Annotated in this window: 12 protein-coding genes and 1 tRNA gene; 4 read left to right on the top strand and 9 right to left on the bottom strand. The window is 71.5% G+C overall.

Features of this window, described 5'->3' with window-relative positions; genetic code table 11:
- Positions 1-15 precede the first annotated feature (15 nt).
- Complete coding sequence (locus C8D89_RS22350) at positions 16-1,143, top strand: CapA family protein (protein ID WP_116710349.1); 1,128 nt, start codon at positions 16-18, stop codon at positions 1,141-1,143.
- 449 nt (positions 1,144-1,592) lie between these two features.
- Here C8D89_RS22350 and C8D89_RS22340 read toward each other — a convergent pair whose 3' ends face one another.
- Positions 1,593-2,918 (bottom strand): amidohydrolase family protein, encoded by a 1,326-nt coding sequence (locus tag C8D89_RS22340; protein ID WP_116710347.1) that lies wholly within the window; start codon positions 2,916-2,918, stop codon positions 1,593-1,595.
- Positions 2,919-2,981: 63 nt separating this feature from the next.
- Complete coding sequence (locus C8D89_RS22335) at positions 2,982-3,839, bottom strand: MBL fold metallo-hydrolase (RefSeq protein ID WP_133252021.1); 858 nt, start codon at positions 3,837-3,839, stop codon at positions 2,982-2,984.
- A 373-nt stretch (positions 3,840-4,212) separates the two neighbouring features.
- Here C8D89_RS22335 and C8D89_RS22330 point away from each other — a divergent pair, with 373 nt between their 5' ends.
- A complete protein-coding gene (locus tag C8D89_RS22330) occupies positions 4,213-7,380 on the top strand; it encodes a DUF6777 domain-containing protein (RefSeq protein WP_116710345.1) in 3,168 nt (1,055 codons plus the stop codon).
- Positions 7,381-7,475: 95 nt separating this feature from the next.
- Here the strand turns inward: C8D89_RS22330 and lpdA are convergent, their stop codons facing one another.
- The 6 genes from lpdA to C8D89_RS22300 form a co-directional block, all read right to left on the bottom strand.
- Positions 7,476-9,266, bottom strand: coding sequence for a dihydrolipoyl dehydrogenase (lpdA, locus tag C8D89_RS22325; RefSeq protein WP_116710344.1), 1,791 nt, complete (start codon positions 9,264-9,266; stop codon positions 7,476-7,478).
- Positions 9,267-9,287: 21 nt separating this feature from the next.
- Positions 9,288-10,658: a 2-oxo acid dehydrogenase subunit E2 gene (locus tag C8D89_RS22320; protein WP_116710343.1), complete on the bottom strand. Its 1,371-nt coding sequence runs from the start codon at positions 10,656-10,658 to the stop codon at positions 9,288-9,290.
- A 30-nt stretch (positions 10,659-10,688) separates the two neighbouring features.
- Positions 10,689-13,400 (bottom strand): pyruvate dehydrogenase (acetyl-transferring), homodimeric type, encoded by a 2,712-nt coding sequence (gene aceE, locus C8D89_RS22315; RefSeq protein ID WP_116710342.1) that lies wholly within the window; start codon positions 13,398-13,400, stop codon positions 10,689-10,691.
- Between the two features lie 544 nt (positions 13,401-13,944).
- A tRNA-Val gene (locus C8D89_RS22310) sits at positions 13,945-14,016 on the bottom strand.
- Positions 14,017-14,085: 69 nt separating this feature from the next.
- Complete coding sequence (locus C8D89_RS22305; RefSeq protein WP_116710341.1) at positions 14,086-14,550, bottom strand: peroxiredoxin; 465 nt, start codon at positions 14,548-14,550, stop codon at positions 14,086-14,088.
- A gap of 155 nt (positions 14,551-14,705) precedes the next feature.
- Entirely contained in the window at positions 14,706-15,143 is a 438-nt protein-coding gene (locus C8D89_RS22300) for a DUF3052 domain-containing protein (protein ID WP_116710340.1), read from the bottom strand.
- A 287-nt stretch (positions 15,144-15,430) separates the two neighbouring features.
- Here C8D89_RS22300 and aceE (C8D89_RS22295) point away from each other — a divergent pair, with 287 nt between their 5' ends.
- On the top strand, positions 15,431-18,214 hold the full coding sequence (gene aceE, locus C8D89_RS22295; protein WP_243418307.1) for a pyruvate dehydrogenase (acetyl-transferring), homodimeric type: 2,784 nt from the start codon (positions 15,431-15,433) through the stop codon (positions 18,212-18,214).
- Between the two features lie 218 nt (positions 18,215-18,432).
- Positions 18,433-18,636 (top strand): cold-shock protein, encoded by a 204-nt coding sequence (locus C8D89_RS22290; RefSeq protein ID WP_116710338.1) that lies wholly within the window; start codon positions 18,433-18,435, stop codon positions 18,634-18,636.
- Between the two features lie 263 nt (positions 18,637-18,899).
- On the opposite strand, the gene C8D89_RS22285 is transcribed toward C8D89_RS22290, so the two are convergent.
- Entirely contained in the window at positions 18,900-19,565 is a 666-nt protein-coding gene (locus C8D89_RS22285) for a pirin family protein (RefSeq protein WP_165825871.1), read from the bottom strand.
- Between the last annotated feature and the right edge of the window lie 10 nt (positions 19,566-19,575).

Raw genomic sequence — 19,575 nt, 5'->3', positions numbered from 1 at the left:
CCAGATGACGAGGGGATGACCGCCGTGACGGATCACGGGAACGTGCTGACCCTCCTGCTCTGCGGCGACGTCATGACCGGTCGGGGGGTCGACCAGATCTTGCCGCACCCGGTCGATCCACGGTTGCGCGAGGAGTACGTCGACGATGCTCGGACCTACGTGGACCTGGCCGAGAAGCTGAACGGCCCGATCGCCCGGCCGGTCGACTACTCCTGGCCGTGGGGAGACGCCCTGCCGATGATGGAGGAGCTCGCGCCGGATGTTCGTCTGATCAATCTCGAGACCAGCATCACCTCCGACGGCGACTTCGCGCCGGGCAAGACCGTGCATTACCGGATGAGTCCCGACAACATCGGCTGTCTGACCGTCGCCCGCCTCGACGCCTGCGGCCTGGCGAACAACCACGTCCTCGACTTCGGACCGAGGGGCCTCGACGACACTCTCGACGCCCTCGCCCGGGCCGGGCTGCACGCGGCGGGTGCGGGCCGGGACGCCGACGCAGCGGCCCGTCCCGCGATCCTGAGCGTTCCGGGCGACGGCCGCGTCCTGTTCTCCTCCGGCGGGATGGAGTCCAGCGGCGTGCCGCGACGGTGGGCCGCGACCACGGACCGGGCGGGTGTGTCCTTCGTTCCCGACCTCTCCAACCGAGTCGCCGCCGCGACCGCGGCCCGGGCGTGCGAGCTCAAGCGGCCCGGCGACATCGTCGTCGTGTCCCTGCACTGGGGCTCCAACTGGGGATATCGGCTCAGCGCAGCGCAGGTCCGCTTCGCGCGCCGGCTGATCGACGGTGGCGTGGACATCGTGTTCGGGCACTCCTCGCACCACCCCCGCCCCCTCGAGGTGTACCGCCGCAAACTGATCCTCTACGGCTGCGGTGACGTCATCAACGACTACGAGGGCATCCGGGGGCACGAGGCGTACCGGGACGATCTGCGCCTGCTCTACCTCGCATCGGTCGATGTCGGCAGCGGTCACCTGACCTTCCTCCGCATGCTCCCGATGCAGGCGCGGAACATGCGCCTTCGGCACGCCTCGACCACCGACGTCGACTGGCTGCGGTCAGCACTGGAACACACCAGCCGCCAGTTCACGACACGAGTGGATCGCGAAGCCGGTGGCACACTCGCCCTGCACGTGACGTGACGTGACGTGACGTGACGGGAGCGACGCTCACGACCGTCTGCGAGGCGTGCGGGATGGTCGATCCGACCCGCGACGCGTCGGCGCTACGCGGGCTCGAGGTGTAGCGCACCGTCTGGACACGGATGAAGTCCCCGGCGAGGACGAAGGTGTCGATGCCGTCCATCGCCTTCGTCTTCGCCGAGATCGCCGACCACTCGATGAAGAGGACGTCACCCTCGAGGATCTGCAGCGGCACGTCCCACTGGGCGGCGCCGCGCTCGTCGCGACCGGCTCAGGCCGGCGCCGGGGCCAGCGGACGCAGATCGAGTCGGCCGGGCTGCCCCTCGACGGTCGGCGCCGACGGTGACCGCCGTGCCGCGCGGGAGCGTCACCACCGAGCCACGGCGCATCCGTGCCTCGCGGGTCGAGATGGCCGGCGTCCGATGATCGATACGGCGCCCGGGTGGGGATCACGCTCTGCCTCGCACGACGCGGGCTCGTTCGGCCACGTCCCGGACGACTCGTTCTTCGTCGACGGTCTGCACCTCTCCGTGCCGGACGACGACCTTGCCGCCGACCAGGACCGTGTCGACATCGCTGCCGCGTGCGCTGTAGACCAGCGAAGCGAGCGGATCGTGCATCGGCGTCATGTGGGGACCCGAGGCGTCGACGAGGACGACGTCGGCGAGGAAACCGGGCACCAGTCGACCGAGCCGATCACCGAGGCCGATGGCGGCGGCCCCGCCTGCTGTGGCCATCCGGAAGACCTCCTCGGCGACCAGGACGTCGGCCTGTCGGGCCACCACCTTCTGCAACAAGGCCGCGTACTTCATGTTCTCGAACATGTCCTGGCCGTTGTTGCACGCTGGACCGTCACACCCCAAGCCGATCACCACCTCCGCGGAACGCAATTGCGGGATCGGGGCGACGCCGGATCCGAGGAGCATGTTGCTCGTCGGGTCGTGGATGACCGGCGAACCCGCCTCGGCGATCAGCGCGATGTCGCGCTCGGAGAGATGGACACCATGGTTGAGCATGACCGAGGGCCCGAGCGCTCCCACGTCCGCCAGCATCTCGACGTTGGTCCGACCAGTGCGTTCCCGGACGAGATCGTTGTATTCCGGGGTCTCCGCGGTGTGCAGGTGGAGGGGAAACCGCCGATCGGACGACAGCGCCACGAGGTCGCGGAACGAGCCCGCGCTGGAACCCCACGGCACCAGCGGCCCGCCGCCGACCCTCGTTCGACCCGCGTTCGGCCAGCGGGCGTGCAGATCCTCCAGACGCCGGACGATATCGCGACGGTCTTCGACGAACCCCTCGAAGAACGCCTCGTCGTTGGTGCAGCGGAACAGCACCGAGCGAATGCCTGAGGCGTCGAGGGCCGCAGCGGAAATCTGGTCGACGGAGGCGTCGTAGTGCGGCGAGAAGAAGACCTCGCACACCGTGGTGTTCCCGGCCTTGAGGTTCTCGACGGCCCCGAGCCTCATGCTCAGCTCGTAGTCGTGCGGCTCGAGGGCGCGCATGATCGGGATCTGCTCGTCGCCCAGCCACTGCAACAGGCCACGATCACTTCCCAGTGACCGCCCGTAGATCATGCAGAGGTGGGTGTGGGCGTTGACGAAGCCGGGGACGACGAGCATCCCGGCGGCATCGATCACGGACTCGGCGTCGGGTGGGTCACCGTCCCCTACCGCTTCGATGAGCTCGTCCTCGATGAGCAGCCACCCGCGCTCCAGAGGCACGGCGCCGTTCTCCCCGGTGAGGATCGTGCCGTTCACCACCACCGTCGTCGCCATTGCGCGCTCCTCAGTAGGGGAGATCTCCCCGACGAAGCCGACCCCAACCCTGCTCGTCGCGGATCACGGACGGCACGAGGTGTCCCAGCCGGCGACGTGGACCTCGGCGACCTCGTTCGCGCCGACCTTCCAGCTGGGGTGCCGGTCGAACACCAATGTGTCGTGGCCGGGGACGATCCGATCGAGCTCACCCCCGAGGTACTGGTGGATCTCGCCGTAGGTCAACAGCATCTTGTAGGTGTTGCCGTTGGTGTAGCCGCTCGGCCACATCTCCTCGACGTTCGAGTACCACATCACCGCGTCGCCGGCGACGACGTAGCGGCCACCGGAGGTGTCCACCGAAATCCACTGGGTACCGAAGGTGTGGCCGTCCTTCGACAGGTGGCCACGGATGCCGGGGGCGAGCTCGTCGCCGTCCCCGACGAACTTCAAGCGGTGGTCCCGCGCGAGCTCGCCGAAGACGCGGGCGTCGTCGCGATCGAACGACGAGGTGATCCAGCTCTCCTCCCCGAGGGGGGTGTACAGGTCCGGGAGGGCCAGCGCCTTCAGCCAGCCCTGGTACTCCTCCCACTGCACGAAGACGTCGGCGTTCGCGAACGCCCCGACGTTGTTGGCGTGGTCGAAGTGCATGTGGGTCAGGAAGATCTTCTCGATCTGCTCCGGGCGCACCCCGACCTTGTCCAGGACCGTGTCCGGGGGCTCCCAGTCGTAGAACCCGAACCGGTGGATCCATTTGTCGGCGTGGAAGCCTGCGTCGACGAGGTAGTGGTGCACCACCCCGGCCGCATCCTGTCCGCTGACGAGCACGTAGATCATCGGCGAGGCGGAGACGCCCTTCCCGCTGTGGATCGGCACTCCGCCGAAGAACTCGCGCGGCAGGTCGACGTGGGAGAAGCACAGAGGGCGGATCGAGTAGTCCATGACGGCCTCCACCGGTGATCGCACGCCCCCCGTCGACAGCCCGCATCCCACCGAGCGCGCCACGGCGGGTCGAGCGTGGTGTCCGGCGGTACTGGACACACGCGCTCGGCAGACGGACCGTCGCGGTCGGACCTCCTGCGCCGTGGGGACCGCCCGGTCCCTGCGCTGTCGAAGTCGGGCCGTTCGTCACTGGACACATCCAGCGCAGGCATCACCGTCGGCATATGAGTGAGCAGGCCCGGGTCGTCGTCCTCGTCGACGGCGCCCGGTGCACCGCTGGATGTGGAACGCCGTCGCCGGACGCTCGGAGAGAAGCGGACGGGCGGGTGTCCGCGGTCCGCCGGTGACCCGGACGTTGGGGGGGCAGAGACCGGTGAGTTACGCGCTGGGTGTCGATCTGGGAACCACCTTCACCGCCGCCGCGGTCGCCCGCGACGGGCGGGTGGAGATGGTCACCCTGGGCGATCACACCGACGCCGTTCCCTCTGCGGTGGTGATCCGCCCCGACGGCACCGTGCTCACCGGCGACGCCGCCGAGCGCCGTGCGGCCACCGAACCGGAGCTGGTCGCCCGCGAGGTCAAGCGCCGCCTCGGCGACCCGATGCCGCTGATCCTCGGCGGGGCGCCGTATCCGGCAGCCGTGCTGATCGCCCATCAGCTGCGCGACGTGGTCGGCGTCGTGAGCGATCGCGAGGGCGGCCCCCCGGAGATGCTCACGTTGACCCACCCGGCCAACTGGGGCCCCTACAAGCGCGAACAGTTCGCGCAGATCCCCCATCTGGCCGGGGTCGACAACGTCCGCATGCTCACCGAGCCCGAGGCCGCCGCCGCCCACTACGCCCGCAACGAGCACCTGGCCGTCGGTGCCCTGGTCGCGGTGTACGACCTCGGGGGCGGCACCTTCGACGCCACCGTGCTCCGGACCACCGAGGACGGCTTCGTCATCCTGGGCCGACCCGAAGGCATCGAAGGTCTCGGCGGCGTCGACTTCGACGAGGCCGTGTTCAGCCACGTCGACCGCACGCTGGACGGGACGGTCTCCGGCCTCGACCTCGCCGACGCGCGCGCCACCAGCGCCGCCATCCGGCTGCGCCACGACTGCGTCCGCGCCAAGGAAGCGCTCTCCGCGGACACCGAGACCACCATCCCGGTGCTGCTGCCCCACCTGCAGACCGAGGTCCGGCTCACCTGCGGTGAGTTCGAGACGATGATCCGTCCCTCCATCGCCGCCACCATCGCCTCGCTGCGCCGCGCTCTCCGGTCCGCTCGGGTCGACCCGGCGCAGCTGGCCACTGTGCTACTCGTCGGTGGCTCCTCGCGCATCCCCCTGGTCGCCCGCACGGTGTCCGCCGAGCTCGGACGACCCACCGCCGTCGACGCCCACCCCAAACACGCCGTCGCCCTCGGTGCCGCCGCCCTGCCCCCCGCCCACCCCACCGGGCCCGCGGGCGCCGCCCCGGATGTCGCGGCCTCCCGTGCGGATACCAGCACCGGCCCGGGAGACGCTGCGCCCCGCGTGCTCGCCGGCCGTTACGAGCTGCGCGGGCTCATCGGGCGCGGCGGCATGGCCGAGGTGCACCGCGCCCTGGACCGTGAGCTCGGCCGCACGGTCGCGGTCAAGCTGCTGCCCGCCGAGCACCGCGGCGACGCGGAGTTCGGCGGCCGGCTCCGCGACGAGGCCCGCGCGGCCGCGGTCATCGACCACCCGCACGTCGTCGCGGTGTACGACGTCGGGTTCGCCGACGGCGGCGAGGTCTTCGTCGTCATGGAGTGGGTGGACGGCCGCACGCTGCGTGAGGAGCTCCGCGAACGGGGCCGGCTGCCGGTCGACGAGGCCGCGGCGGTGCTGGTGCCGGTGTGCGAGGCCCTCGCGGCCGCGCACGAGCGCGGGGTCGTGCACCGCGACGTCAATCCGGCCAACATCATGCGCTGCCGCGACGGCACCGTGAAGCTGATGGACTTCGGCATCGCCCGCGTCGGCAACGTCGAGGGTGTCACCGGCTCCGGCGTCGTCATGGGCACCGCGGCCTACCTCTCTCCCGAGCAGGTCCGCTGCGACCCGCTCGACGGGCGTTCCGACCTCTACGCCGTCGGGTGCACGCTCTACGAGCTCCTCACCGGGCAGGTGCCGTTCCGCGGGCCGAGCGCGGTGGAGGTCGCCTCCCGGCGGCTCCACGAGCCGCCGGTGCCGCCGCGCGAACTCGAGCGCGACCTGTCGCCGGAGTTGGACGCCGTCGTGCTGCGCGCCCTGGCTCTCGATCCCGCGCGACGCCATCAGAACGCGCACGAGCTCGCCGACGACCTGCGCCGTTCCGCCGCGCCCGACCCGGTCCTGCACACCGAGGTGATCACCGCGCGGGGGGTCGACGATGACGGGCGAGCCGGCGCCGGAGCGCCCGGGCCGCGGCGCAGCGCGGCGGGGGTCCCACGTCGGCTCCAGGCCCTGCTCGGCGGCCGGCAACGTCGAGACGCCGAGGCCGACACAGGCGCAAGACAGCCACATCGCCGACGCCTACCCCTGGTGATCGCTCTCATCGCGCTCATCGCCGCCCTGGCCGGCGGCGGGACCGCCGCATACGGAGCGCTCGGCGCGCCCGTCCACACCGAGCCGGTCCTCTCCCCGGGCGCCAACCCCTTCATGCCCCCGGTCGGGACGGACACCGCCGGGGTGACGTCCCCAATCGATACGGGCCACACGGTGCCCGGAGACACATCCGGCCTCTACGGCGGAACACTGAACGAATCGACCTGTGACCCGGACAAGATGGTGGCCTTTCTCCAGGCCCATCCGGACAGGGCAGCGGCCTGGGCCGGTGTCGAGGGCATCCGCGTCGCGGACATCCCGAGCTACGCGGCCGGGCTGACGCCGTTGATCCTGCGCACCGACACGGCGGTCACCAACCACGGCTTCGCCGACGGTCGCGCCACCACGCTCGACTCCGTCCTCCAGGCCGGCACCGCTGTGCTGGTCGACGATTTCGGCGTGCCCCGCGTTCGCTGCGAGTGCGGGAACCCGCTCACCCCGCCGGTGGTCCATCAGCGGCAACGGTTCACCGGACCATCCTGGCCCGCGTTCTCCAGGACGAACATCACGGTCGTCCAGGCGGCGAGCGTCGTCATCACCGAGTTCGTCATCGTGGACGTCGATGACGTCGGCCAGGTCATCTCCCGCCCGGCCGGCTCGCGCGGTTACCTCGATCGCCTCCGGCCTCCCCCGGCGGCGGCCGAGCCCCGGCCGGAGCCGCCGACCGTGACGAGGACACCCCCCGCTGGTCCTCCATCTCCCGTGCTTCCCGGAGTGGCTTCCCCCACCGAGCAGAGCCCGGCACAGAGCGGCACGACGACCACGCCCTCTCCCACGGAACCAGCTCCTACGGGGAGCGGAACGACGACCGCGCCGTCCACCACCGAGCAGGCCCCGACGCAGAGCGGCACGACGACCACGCCCTCTTCCACGGAGCGAGCTCCGACGGAGGGCGGATCCCCGACGGCCCCTGAGGTCGGCCCTGGAGGCCCGACACCGACGGTGCCCGGTCAGTGATCTCGGCGGGGCGGTGCCATGGGCTTCGTCGTCCATCGGGCTGAGCCGCGCAGCAGGGCCGGCCGGGCACCGGAAGGGCCCACGACCGGCCTGCATCACTTCCGGGCGGCCTTCTTGGGCAGGTAGAGGTCGGTGAGGGTGCCCTCGAAGGCCTCGGCCGCCATGCCGATGGTCTCCGAGAGCGTGGGGTGCGGGTGGATCGTGAGGCCGATGTCGGCGGCGTCGGCGCCCATCTCGATGGCCAGCGCGGCCTCGGCGATGAGGTCGCCGGCGGAAGGGCCGACGATGCCGGCGCCGATGATGCGGTCGGTCTCGGTGTCGAAGAGGACCTTGGTGGAACCCTCGGAGCGCCCGAGGGAGAGCGAGCGCCCGGACGCCGCCCACGGGAACGTGCCGGTGCCGTAGGACAGGCCGCGGGCCTTGGCCTCGTTCTCGGTGACGCCGACCCAGGCGACCTCCGGGTCGGTGTAGGCGACCGACGGGATGACGCGGGCGTCGAACGCGCTCTTCTGCCCGGCGGCGACCTCGGCGGCGACCTTGCCCTCGTGCACGGCCTTGTGGGCGAGCATCGGCTGCCCGACGATGTCGCCGATCGCGAAGACGTGCGCGGCGTTCGTGCGCATCTGGGCGTCCACGGGCACGAAGCCGCGGTCGTCGACGGCCACCCCGGCGGCGTCGAGGCCGAGGGCCGCGCCGTTGGGCCGGCGGCCGACGGCGACGAGCACGGCGTCGAACGTGGCCGTCGCGGGAGCCTTCTCGCCCTCGAAGGACACCGTGAGTCCGTCGTCATCGGCGGTCACGTCGGTGACCTTGGTGGAGAGGAGGACGTCGTCGTACCGCTTGCCGATGTGCTGGGCCAGCGGCTTGACGAGGTCCTTGTCCGCGCCGGGGATGATCTGATCCATCAGCTCGACGACGGTGATCTTCGAGCCGAGCTCGGCGTACACCGTGGCCATCTCGAGCCCGATGATCCCGCCGCCGAGCACGAGCAGCCGATCCGGGATGTCCGACAGCTCGAGGGCGGAGGTGGAGTCGAGCACGCGCGGGTCGTCGTGGGGCACGAACGGCAAGCGCACGGGCTCGGAGCCGGCCGCGACGATGGCCTGGTCGAACCCGACGACGGTCGTCGTGCCGTCGGTCGTGGTGACCTCGACGCGGTGCGCGGACACGAAACGGCCGTGCCCCTGCACGGTCGTCACCTTCCGCTGCTTCGCCAGCCCGGCGAGGCCGCCGACGAGCCGGCCGACCACGCCGTCCTTCCAGCTGCGCAGCGCGCCGAGGTCGATCTCCGGCGCGGTGAACTTGAGCCCGTGCTCGCTCATCTCCTTGGTCTCGGCGATGACCTTGGCCGCGTGCAGCAGCGCCTTCGACGGGATGCAGCCGACGTTGAGACAGACCCCGCCGAGCGTGTCGCGGGCGTCCACGACCATGACCTCGAGCCCGAGGTCGGCGGCCCGGAACGCCGCGGTGTAGCCGCCGGGGCCGGCGCCGAGCACGAGCAGGCCGACGTGCACGTCCTCCCGCCCGTCCGAGGAGGGTGACGGCGCCACCGGCACCGTCTGCTCGGCGGCGGGCTTGTCCGCCGCCGTCGTCGTCTTGCGCACGGGTGGCGGGGTCGACGGCGGTGTCGACGTCGGAGCGTCCTCGCTCGGCGCGACGACCAGGATCGGCGTGCCCCGCGAGACGGTGTCGCCCACCGCGACGCGCACCTCGGTGACCGTCCCGGCCACCTCGGCCGGGACGTCCATCGTGGCCTTGTCGGACTCGAGGGTCAGCAGCGGCTCGTCGAGGGCCACCTCACTGCCCACGGCGACGTGGACCTCGATGACGGGGACGTCGGTGAAGTCGCCGATGTCGGGGACCTCGACGACGACGGTGTCAGCCACGGCAGGTTCTCCCGGAGGTCGTCAGAGCAGGAGGCGGCGTTCGTCGCCGAGGGTGTGGGCGAGGTGCCGGGTGAAGCGCGCGGCCAGCGCCCCGTCGATGACGCGGTGGTCGTAGGACAGGCACAGCGGAAGCAGCGTGCGCGGCACGAACGCCTCGCCGTCCCAGACCGGCGACACGCGCGAGCGCACGACGCCGAGGATCGCGACCTCCGGCGCGTTGACGATCGGGGTGAACGCGGTGCCACCGATCCCGCCGAGGCTGGAGATCGTGAACGTGCCGCCGCTCATGTCGTCGGCGGTGAGCTTGCCGTCGCGGGCGCGGGCGGACACCTCCCCCAGCTCCTTCGACAGCTCGACGATCCCTTTGCGGTCCACGTCGCGGATCACGGGCACGACGAGCCCGCCGGGGGTGTCGACGGCGACGCCGATGTGGAAGTAGCGCTTGAGGATCAGCGCGTCCTTCTCGGGGCTCAGCGAGCTGTTGAGCGTCGGGTAGGCCTTGAGGGCCGACACCGCGGCCTTCATGAGGAACGCGAGCAGGGTGACGCGGTAGGCCCCGGAAGGATCGGCCTTGGCCTGGGTGTCGAGCTCCTTGCGGAAGCGGTCGGTGTCGGTGATGTCGGCGTCGTCGTTGTGCGTGACGTGCGGGACGTTCAGCCACGAGCGGTGCAGGAACGGCCCGGATATGCGCGTGATCCGTGAGAGCGGCTGGGTCTCGGTCGGGCCGAACCTGCTGAAGTCCTGGGCCGGGATCTCGGGGATGCCCGCGCCGCCGGACGGCGCGGCCGGAGCCGGCGCCGCCGGGGCGGGTGAGGGCCCGCGCACGTAGTTCAGCAGGTCGGACTTGGTGATCCGTCCCTTCGGCCCGGTGGCCGGGACCTGCCCGAGATCGACGTCGAACTCCCGGGCCAGCTTGCGCACGCTCGGCCCGGCGTGCACCGGGAGTCCCGGTCCGCCCGACCCGTTCGACGACGGCGCCTGGCTCGGTGCCGGCGCCGTGGTCCCGGTGCCCGTCCCGGTGCCCGTCTCGGTGCCCGTCTCGGTGGCCGGCTCCTGCGCCGTGACCTCGGCGTCGGCCGCCGCGGGCGCATCCCGCGGCACCGGGGCGTCGGACTCGGTCGGGCCGTCCTGCGCGGGTTCGCCCTCGGCGGCGTCGAGGCGCACCACCGGGGTGCCCTGGCTGACGGTGTCCCCGACGGACACCAGCACCTCGGTGACGCGTCCCGCATGCGAGGACGGGACGTCCATCGTCGCCTTGTCGGACTCGAGCGTGGCCAGCGGATCGTCGACGGCGATGACGTCGCCGACCGCGACGTGCAGCTCGATGATCGGGACGTCGGTGAAGTCGCCGATGTCGGGGACCTCGACCTGCGTCGTGGTGGGGGCAGACATGAGGGCGCCTCTCCAGCAGGGGTGGGCGGGTCAGACGTGGGCGGGGTTGGGGCGCTCGGGGTCGATGCCGTAGCGATCGATGGCCTCGGCGACCCGCTCGGGCGTGACGGCGCCGTCGCGGGCCAGCGCGGACAGGGCCGCGACGACGACGTAGCGGCGGTCGACCTCGAAGAAGTCGCGCAGCGCCCGGCGGTAGTCCGAACGTCCGAAGCCGTCGGTGCCCAGCACCACGTAGTGCCGGTCGGAGACCCACTCGCGGATCTGGTCGGGGAAGGCCCGCACGTAGTCCGTCGCCGCGACGACCGGGCCCGCCGGGCGGTCGGCCAGGCACTGCTCGACCCACGAGAGCCGGGGCGCCTCGGTGGGGTGCAGCATGTTCCAGCGCGCGACGTCGATGCCGTCGCGGCGCAGCTCGGTGAAGCTCGGTGCGCTCCACACGTCCGCGACGACGCCCCAGTCGGCCTCGAGCATCTCCGCGGCGGCGATCACCTCGCGCAGGATCGTCCCCGAGCCCATCAGCTGGACCCGCGGCTCCTGCTTCGCGCGACCCTTCCGTCCCCCCGACGTGGCGGCGCCCTCACCCGCCCGCTCCGTGCCCTCGTGGAACAGGTACAGGCCGCGGACGATCCCCTCCTCCACACCGTCGGGCATGGCGGGGTGCACGTAGTTCTCGTTCATCAGGGTCAGGTAGTAGTAGACGTCCTCCTGCTCGACGTACATCCGCCGCAACCCGTCCTGGACGATCACCGCGACCTCGTAGGCGAAGGTCGGGTCGTAGGACACGCAGTTGGGGATCACCGACGAGAACACGTGCGAGTGCCCGTCCTGGTGCTGCAGGCCCTCGCCGTTGAGCGTGGTGCGCCCGGCGGTGCCGCCGAGCAGGAACCCGCGCGCCCGCAGGTCGCCCGCAGCCCACGCGAGATCGCCGACCCGCTGGAACCCGAACATCGAGTAGTAGATGTAGAACGGGATCATCGGCGTGTCGCTGGTGGAGTACGACGTCGCCGCGGCGATCCACGACGACATCGCGCCCAGCTCGTTGATGCCCTCCTGGAGGAGCTGGCCGTTCTCGGCCTCCTTGTAGAACATCAGCTGGCCGGCGTCCTCCGGCGTGTAGAGCTGCCCGACGCGGGAGAAGATCCCGAACTGGCGGAACATGCCCTCCATGCCGAACGTGCGCGACTCGTCCGGAACGATCGGCACGATCCGCTCGCCGATCTTCTTGTCCCGCAGCAGCGTGTTCAGCACGCGGACGAACGCCATGGTCGTCGAGTTCTCGCGGTCGCCGGAGCCCGCGAGCTGGGCGCCGAAGGCCGAGAGCTCCGGGACCTCGAGGGCCTGCGACGTGCGGCGCCGCGTGGGCAGCGAGCCGCCGAGGGCCTCGCGGTGCTTGCGGAGGTAGATGCCCTCCTCGCTGTCGGGCTCGAAGCGCAGATAGGGCAGCGACTCGATGGCCTCGTCGGCGATCGCCAGGTCGAAGCGGTCCCGGAACAGCCGCAGGTTCTCCTGGGCCATCTTCTTCTGCTGGTGCGAGATGTTCTGGCCCTCGCCGGCCTCGCCCATGCCGTAGCCCTTGACGGTTTTGGCGAGGACGACCGTCGGCCGGTCGGGCTCGGCCACCGCCGCCGCGTACGCCGCGTAGATCTTCGACGGGTCGTGCCCGCCGCGCGTCAGCGCCCAGATCTCGTCGTCGCTCCAGTCCTCGACCATCGCCGCGGTCTCCGGGTAGCGGCCGAAGAAGTGCTCGCGGACGTAGGCGCCGTCCCGGGACTTGAACGTCTGGTACTCGCCGTCGACCGTCTCCTCCATGAGCTGGTGGAGCCGGCCGGTGGTGTCCGCGGCGAGGAGCTCGTCCCAACGGCTCCCCCAGATGACCTTGACGACGTTCCACCCGGCGCCCCGGAAGATGCCCTCCAGCTCCTGGATGATCTTGCCGTTGCCGCGCACCGGCCCGTCCAGGCGCTGCAGGTTGCAGTTCACGACGAAGATCAGGTTGTCCAGGTGCTCCCGGCCCGCCAGGGAGATCGCGCCCAGCGACTCCGGCTCGTCCATTTCGCCGTCACCCAGGAACGCCCACACGTGCCGGTTCTCGGTCTCGGCCAGCCCCCGGCCCTGCAGGTACTTGAGGAATCGGGCCTGGTAGATCGCCATCAGCGGCCCGAGGCCCATCGAGACCGTCGGGAACTGCCAGAAGTCCGGCATCAGCCACGGGTGCGGATACGACGACAGGCCGTTGCCACCGGCTTCCTGGCGGAAGGCGTCGAGCTGCTCCTCGGTCAGGCGGCCCTCGAGGAAGGCGCGCGCGTAGATGCCGGGCGAGGAGTGTCCCTGCATCATCACCAGGTCGCCGCCGTGGTCGGTCGAGGGCGCGTGCCAGAAGTGCTGGAAGCCGGTGTCGTAGAGCGTCGCGGCGGACTGGAAGCTCGCGATGTGCCCGCCGAGCTCGGAGGACTCCTTGTTCGCGCGCAGCACCATCGCGATCGCGTTCCACCGGATCGCCGAGCGGATGCGGTGCTCGACGGCGCGGTCGCCCGGGTGCGGAGGCTCCTGCTCGACCGGGATCGTGTTGACGTAGGGCGTGGTCGCCGAGAACGGCACCGGCGCCCCCGCCGCCCGGGCGTCGCCGATCAACTCGTCGAGGAGGGCGTGGACCCGATCGGGACCCTCGACGGCGAGGACGGACCCGAGCGCCTCGCGCCACTCCTCGGTGCCCTCGGGGTCGGGATCATCGATCTCGGGCATCGCGGCCTCCTGGACGGTCTCCCGTCGCGCATCCGGTCAGCTGCTCGACCATCCGGGCCCGCTCCCGACACCGGGTGACCGGGTGCGGCAGTGGTCGTCGGCGTTCGAGCAGCATGGTGTCGGTGTCGGACCCCGCCGACGGCGTGTTGTTCAGCCGTGCGTCGGCGTGGTGGTCGAGCAGGGCGACGAGGACCGGGCCCCGAGTACGGACGGAGCACGGCTGCGGCCCATGCGTAGCTCGTACCAGGGGAAGCTCGCCACGTCGAGACGTGCGGCGAACTCGGCGTGGGCGGATGCTCGCCGCAGCGTGACGATCTGCTTCCGGCGAGCCCGGTGTGCACGCCGACACGCGGCGACCAGTTCCGGCCGCGACGCGATCGCGCAGGTCGCGAGGAGATCCTCGCAGACGAGCGCTTGCGGGCCGGCGCGGCGCCGACGGCCGTCGCGATCGGCGGCTACCGCGGCGCAGGCCGCGGCCGCGCTCGGAGCGCTCGTGTCGTCGGCACACGCCGGCGTGCTCAGGTCGGGGACCCGACGGTGAGGGTGGGCGCGGCAGGATTCGAACCTGCGACCGACGGCTTGTAAGGCCGTTGCTCTTCCGCTGAGCTACGCGCCCGGGAACCGGAGCGAACGGGGAGTTCGCGCGCCTAGAAGCAGCGAACAGCGCGTTCGCTCCGGCAGGGAGCTACGCCGCGAGATCCTGCAACGCGTCGCGCCAGCCCTGCTGGTCGCGGGCGTCGCCGGGGCCGTTGCGCTCGAGGAACTGCACGATCCCGTCCTTGTCGATCAGGAACGTGCCGCGGAAGGAGAAGCCCAGGTCGGAGCTGAACACGCCGTAGGACTCACCGACCGCGCCGTGGGGCCAGAAGTCGCTGAGCAGCGGGAACTCGTAGCCCTCCTGGCGCGCCCAGGCCCGGATCGACTCCACAGGGTCGCACGAGATGGCGAGGACCTGGACGTCGTCGTTCTGGAACGACGAGAGGTCGTCGCGCACCGAGCAGAGCTCGCCGGTGCAGATGCCGGAGAACGCGAACGGGTAGAACACGAGCAGGACGGCCTTCTGGCCCTTGAAGTCCCCGAGGGAGATCTCCTGGCCGTCCTGGTTCTTGAGCGTGAAGTCGGGGGCCGGTGAGCCCACCTCGACCGTCATGGGGTCCTGTCTCCTGTCCGTCCGGGTGACCGAAACCCGGCCAGCCTAGCGAGCGACCACCGGTCGGGGGCTCGCCCGTGCACCGGCGGTCAAGGGTGTGAGCGCGTGCCCGTGCCAGGGCACGGGCAAGCACGCACGAGCGCGGAGCGCAAAGTTCAGCGGCGGCGCTGGGCGGAGGCCTTCGGGGCGACGAGGCGGGTGCCGACCCAGGCGTCGGAGATGCTGACGTTCGAGGTCTGCGACAGCCCGGCGGTGGGGGCCGCCTCGGCGATGTCGGAGGGCTCGACGTGCCCGTCGGTGCCGGTCTTGGGCGTGAGCACCCAGACGACGCCGTTCTCCGTCAGCGGCGAGCGGGCGTCGACGAGGGTGTCGACCAGGTCGCCGTCGCCCTCGCGCCACCAGAGGAGGACGACATCGACGACCTCCTGGGCGTCCTCGTCGAGCAGGTCCTCGCCGCACCGGTCCTCGATGGCGGACCGGACCTCCTCGTCGACGTCGGAATCCCAGCCCAGCTCCTGCACGATCATCCCCGGCTCGATGCCGAGCTTGCCGGCGAGATCGGACTTGTCCGAGTCTCCCGTGGCCGCGACCACGCCCGTCCCCCTCTTCGTCCCCGGGGCTCCGCGCCCGCGTCCGCCGTTCGAGGCGTTCAGCGAACACGGCTGTCGCGCCGGACGCAACCAGCCACGCTGGAAGCGCCCGGGACGCCCGCAGCGCCGCTACCGCTCGGTAGACGTGACGGACAGGGCACGCCGGGTGACGATGGTGCAGCGACCCCGGGCACGACCGGGCAGAATCGGTTCCGAACCGGCCCGCGATCCGGGCCCGGCCCCGCCCGTCGGGCAGCCGTCGGACCACCCAGCGACGAGGGAGTTGGATCGTGACCACCCAGAAGGGCACCGGGACCGCGAACAACGGACGGGTCCACATCATCCGGGACGGTCTGTCCTCGCACCTGCCGGACATCGATCCCGACGAGACCTCGGAGTGGATCGAGTCGTTCGACGCGATGCTCGAGGGGCAGGGCGAGCAGCGGGCGCGCTACATCATGCTGCAGCTGCTCCAGCGCGCCCGGGAGCGCCGGGTGTCGGTGCCGTCCCTGTACTCCACCGACTACGTCAACACGATCCCCACCGACCAGGAGCCCTGGTTCCCCGGCGACGAGGAGACCGAGCGGCGCTACCGGGCGTGGATCCGGTGGAACGCGGCCGCGATGGTGCACCGCGCGCAGCGCCCCGGGGTCGGGGTCGGCGGGCACATCTCCACCTACGCGTCCGCGGCGAGCCTCTACGAGGTCGGCTTCAACTGGTTCTTCCGCGGCAAGGACCACCCCGGCGGCGGCGACCACGTCTTCATCCAGGGCCACGCCTCCCCCGGCATCTACGCCCGCGCCTTCCTCGAGGGCCGTCTGGGCGCGCAGCACCTCGACGGGTTCCGCCAGGAGCTCAGCCACGCCGGCCCGGGCGGCGGCCTGCCGTCGTACCCGCACCCGCGGCTGATGCCGTGGTTCTGGGAGCACCCGACGGTCTCGATGGGCCTCGGTCCCATCGGCGCGATCTACCAGGCGCGCTACGACCGGTACCTGCACAACCGCGGGATGAAGGACACCTCCCGGCAGCACACCTGGGCGTTCCTCGGCGACGGCGAGATGGACGAGCCCGAGTCGCGCGGAGCCATCCACGTCGCGGCGGCCGAGGGCCTGGACAACCTGACCTTCGTCATCAACTGCAACCTGCAGCGCCTCGACGGCCCGGTGCACGGCAACGGGAAGGTCATCCAGGAGCTGGAGTCGTTCTTCCGCGGTGCCGGGTGGAACGTCGTCAAGGTCATCTGGGGCCGGGAGTGGGACAAGCTCCTGCACGCCGACCGCGACGGCGCGCTGATCAACCTGATGAACAACACCCCGGACGGCGACTACCAGACCTACAAGGCCAACGACGGCGCCTACGTCCGCGAGCACTTCTTCGGGCGCGACCCGCGCACCAAGGAACTCGTCGCGAACATGACCGACGAGGACGTCTGGAACCTCAAGCGCGGCGCCCACGACTACCGCAAGGTCTACGCGGCCTACCAGGCGGCGATGGAGCACCAGGGACAGCCGACGGTCATCCTCGCCAAGTCGATCAAGGGCTACACGCTCGGCCCCACGTTCGAGGGCCGCAACGCGACCCACCAGATGAAGAAGCTGACCCTCGACGACCTCAAGACGTTCCGCGACGAGGTCCGCGTGCCGATCAGCGACGCCGAGCTGGAGCGCGACCCGTACCTGCCGCCGTACTACCACCCGGGCGCCGACGCCCCGGAGATCGAGTACATGCTCGACCGCCGGCGCCAGCTCGGCGGCCCGCTGCCGGAGCGGCGGGCGCGCAACAAGCCGCTGGTGCTGCCGGGCGACAAGGCCTACGACGTCGTCAAGCGCGGCTCGGGCAAGCAGGAGATCGCCACGACGATGGCGTTCGTCCGTCTGGTCAAGGAGCTCACCCGCGACGCCGAGATCGGCAAGCGCGTCGTCCCGATCATCCCGGACGAGGCGCGGACCTTCGGGATGGACTCGTTCTTCTCCAACCTGAAGATCTACAACCCGCAGGGCCAGCTCTACACCTCGGTCGACCACGACCAGCTGCTGGCCTACCGCGAGTCCGAGTCCGGCCAGCTGCTCCACGAGGGCATCAACGAGGCCGGGTCGGTGGCCTCGTTCACGGCGGTGGGGACGTCGTACGCCACCCACGACCTGCCGATGATCCCGATCTACATCTTCTACTCGATGTTCGGGTTCCAGCGCACCGGCGACGGCATCTGGGCGGCGGCCGACCAGATGGCGCGCGGCTTCTACCTGGGCGCCACCGCCGGCCGCTCGACGCTGGTCGGCGAGGGCCTGCAGCACAACGACGGCCACTCGATCCTGCTCGCGGCGACCAACCCCGGCATCGTCACCTACGACCCGGCGTACGCCTTCGAGATCGGGCACATCGTGCGTGACGGGCTGAACCGGATGTACGGCGAGCCCGACCCGCACCGCGACCCGAACGTCTCGTACTACCTGACGGTCTACAACGAGCCCTACCAGCAGCCCAAGGAGCCCGAGGGCCTCGACGTCGACGGGCTGCTGCGCGGGCTCTACCGCTACGCGCAGGCCCCCGGCGGCCCGGGCCCGCGCGCGCAGATCCTCGCCTCGGGCGTCGCCATGCCGTGGGCGCTGGAGGCCCAGCGGATGCTCGCCGAGGAGTGGGGCGTGCAGGCCGACGTGTGGTCGGCGACGTCGTGGACCGAGCTGCGCCGCGACGGCGTCGAGTGCGACGACCACAACCACGCCCACCCCGGCGCCGACCCCCGCACGCCGTACCTCACCCGGGCCCTCGCCGACGCCGCCGGCCCGGTGCTCGCGGTGTCGGACTGGATGAAGGCGGTCCCCGACCTCATCCGCCCGTGGGTGCCCGGCGACTTCTCGGTGCTCGGCACCGACGGGTTCGGGCTCTCGGACACCCGCCCGGCGGTACGCCGCCACTTCGGGGTCGACGCCGAGAACATCACCGTCGGCGTGCTCGCCGCCCTCGCCCGTCGCGGCGAGGTCGGCCACGACACGGTGGTCCGGGCCGCCGAGCAGTACAAGATCGACGACCCGCAGGCCGCCGGTCCGCAGACCTCGGACTCGGGGGTGGCGTGACCCTCTCCGTGACCCTCTCGTGACCGTTCGTCGCGGGGTTCGTCGTCGGGGCTGGTGAGCCACCCCGTCCTTCCGGATAGGCTGTCGCCGTCACACCGCCCGGACGTCTCCGGACGACCCGGGCGATGCGACTCCGACGTACGGGGCCACCGGCCCCAGCGGCGGATCTGAAGGTCGGGGCTGATCGACGCCTCGGGACATCGGTATGAGGAGCAGGAATGGCAGAAGGCACCGTCAAGTGGTTCAACAGCGAGAAGGGCTTCGGCTTCCTCGCTCCCGACGGTGGTGGCGCTGACGTGTTCGTCCACTACTCGGCCATCCAGGCGCGCGGCTTCCGCACCCTGGACGAGGGTCAGCGCGTCTCGTTCGACGTCGAGCAGGGCCAGAAGGGCCTGCAGGCCGTTCAGGTCACGCCGCTGTAAGGACTCAGCGGAGTCACCTCGCACGAGATCGGGGGCGGTGCGTCGGGAGACGCGCCGCCCCCGTCGTGTGTCCGGGGTGCCTGCTGGTGCGCCTCGTCGTGCGAGCGAGGGACTCCCCCGCTGCGTCCCACGCACCCGAGGCGTCCCTCGCTCCACGACCCGGGCACCCCGAGGCGCGCCCCCTCCCGCAACGAGGGGCGCCCCCGCTGCGTCCCACGCACCCAAGGCGTCCCTCGCTCGACCACCCGCGGACCCCCGTGCGCTCAGCCGGTGGTGACGACGATCAGCTCGGCGCCCTCGGGGCCGGCGTGGAGCGCCACCGGCCCGGCGCCGGTCACCTCGAGGGCGTCGCCGGGCCCGGCCGCCGGGTCGGCCAGCGCGCCCCGGGCCACGTGCAGGTGGCGGAACGCGCCGTCGGCAGGTGCCCACGTCTCGCCCGCGCCGAGGCGGGCGACGGTCACCGTCACCCCGGGGCGCCGCACGGCGAGGACGAACGGGCCGGCGTCGAGGTCGGGGCGGTGGTGGGTCAGCGCCGGCGGGCCGGGCGGCGGGTCGTCCATGCCGGGCGTCACCCAGATCTGCACGAGGTGCACGCCGGCGTCGGCGGTGGCGCGCTCGTCGTGGTGCCAGCCGGTGCCGGCCACGAGGTGCTGCAGCGTGCCCGCCGGCACGCGGGTCTCCTCCCCGTCGGGGCCGGTGTGCACCATCGTCCCGTCGACCACCCACGCGACGATCTCGACGTCGCGGTGCTCGTGGGCCCCGTAGGCGACGCCCGGGGCGAGCTCGTCGTCGTTGTGGGCCACGAGGGCGCCGAACGACGTGCGCTCCGGGTCGTAGTGGGCGCCGAAGGACAGGCCGTGGCGCGAGGTCACGCCCCCGCCCTCGCTCACGGGACGATCGCTGCGCAGCAGGGGTCGCACGGTCGGCATCCGTGCCATG

It is taken from the genome of Actinomycetospora cinnamomea (assembly GCF_003096675.1).
Lineage (GTDB): Bacteria > Actinomycetota > Actinomycetes > Mycobacteriales > Pseudonocardiaceae > Actinomycetospora > Actinomycetospora cinnamomea.
The sequence above is the reverse complement of the archived record's forward strand: the minus strand, read 5'-3'. Positions and strand labels throughout refer to the sequence as shown.

What these genes read in the sequence shown, in the direction of transcription:
- aceE (WP_116710342.1), bottom strand. Translation starts at nt 13,400, where the DNA reads ATGCCCGAGATCGATGATCCCGACCCCGAGGGCACCGAGGAGTGGCGC.
- C8D89_RS22335 (WP_133252021.1), bottom strand. Translation starts at nt 3,839, where the DNA reads ATGGACTACTCGATCCGCCCTCTGTGCTTCTCCCACGTCGACCTGCCG.
- C8D89_RS22340 (WP_116710347.1), bottom strand. Translation starts at nt 2,918, where the DNA reads ATGGCGACGACGGTGGTGGTGAACGGCACGATCCTCACCGGGGAGAAC.
- C8D89_RS22350 (WP_116710349.1), top strand. Translation starts at nt 16, where the DNA reads ATGACCGCCGTGACGGATCACGGGAACGTGCTGACCCTCCTGCTCTGC.
- C8D89_RS22285 (WP_165825871.1), bottom strand. Translation starts at nt 19,565, where the DNA reads ATGCCGACCGTGCGACCCCTGCTGCGCAGCGATCGTCCCGTGAGCGAG.
- C8D89_RS22305 (WP_116710341.1), bottom strand. Translation starts at nt 14,550, where the DNA reads ATGACGGTCGAGGTGGGCTCACCGGCCCCCGACTTCACGCTCAAGAAC.
- C8D89_RS22290 (WP_116710338.1), top strand. Translation starts at nt 18,433, where the DNA reads ATGGCAGAAGGCACCGTCAAGTGGTTCAACAGCGAGAAGGGCTTCGGC.
- C8D89_RS22320 (WP_116710343.1), bottom strand. Translation starts at nt 10,658, where the DNA reads ATGTCTGCCCCCACCACGACGCAGGTCGAGGTCCCCGACATCGGCGAC.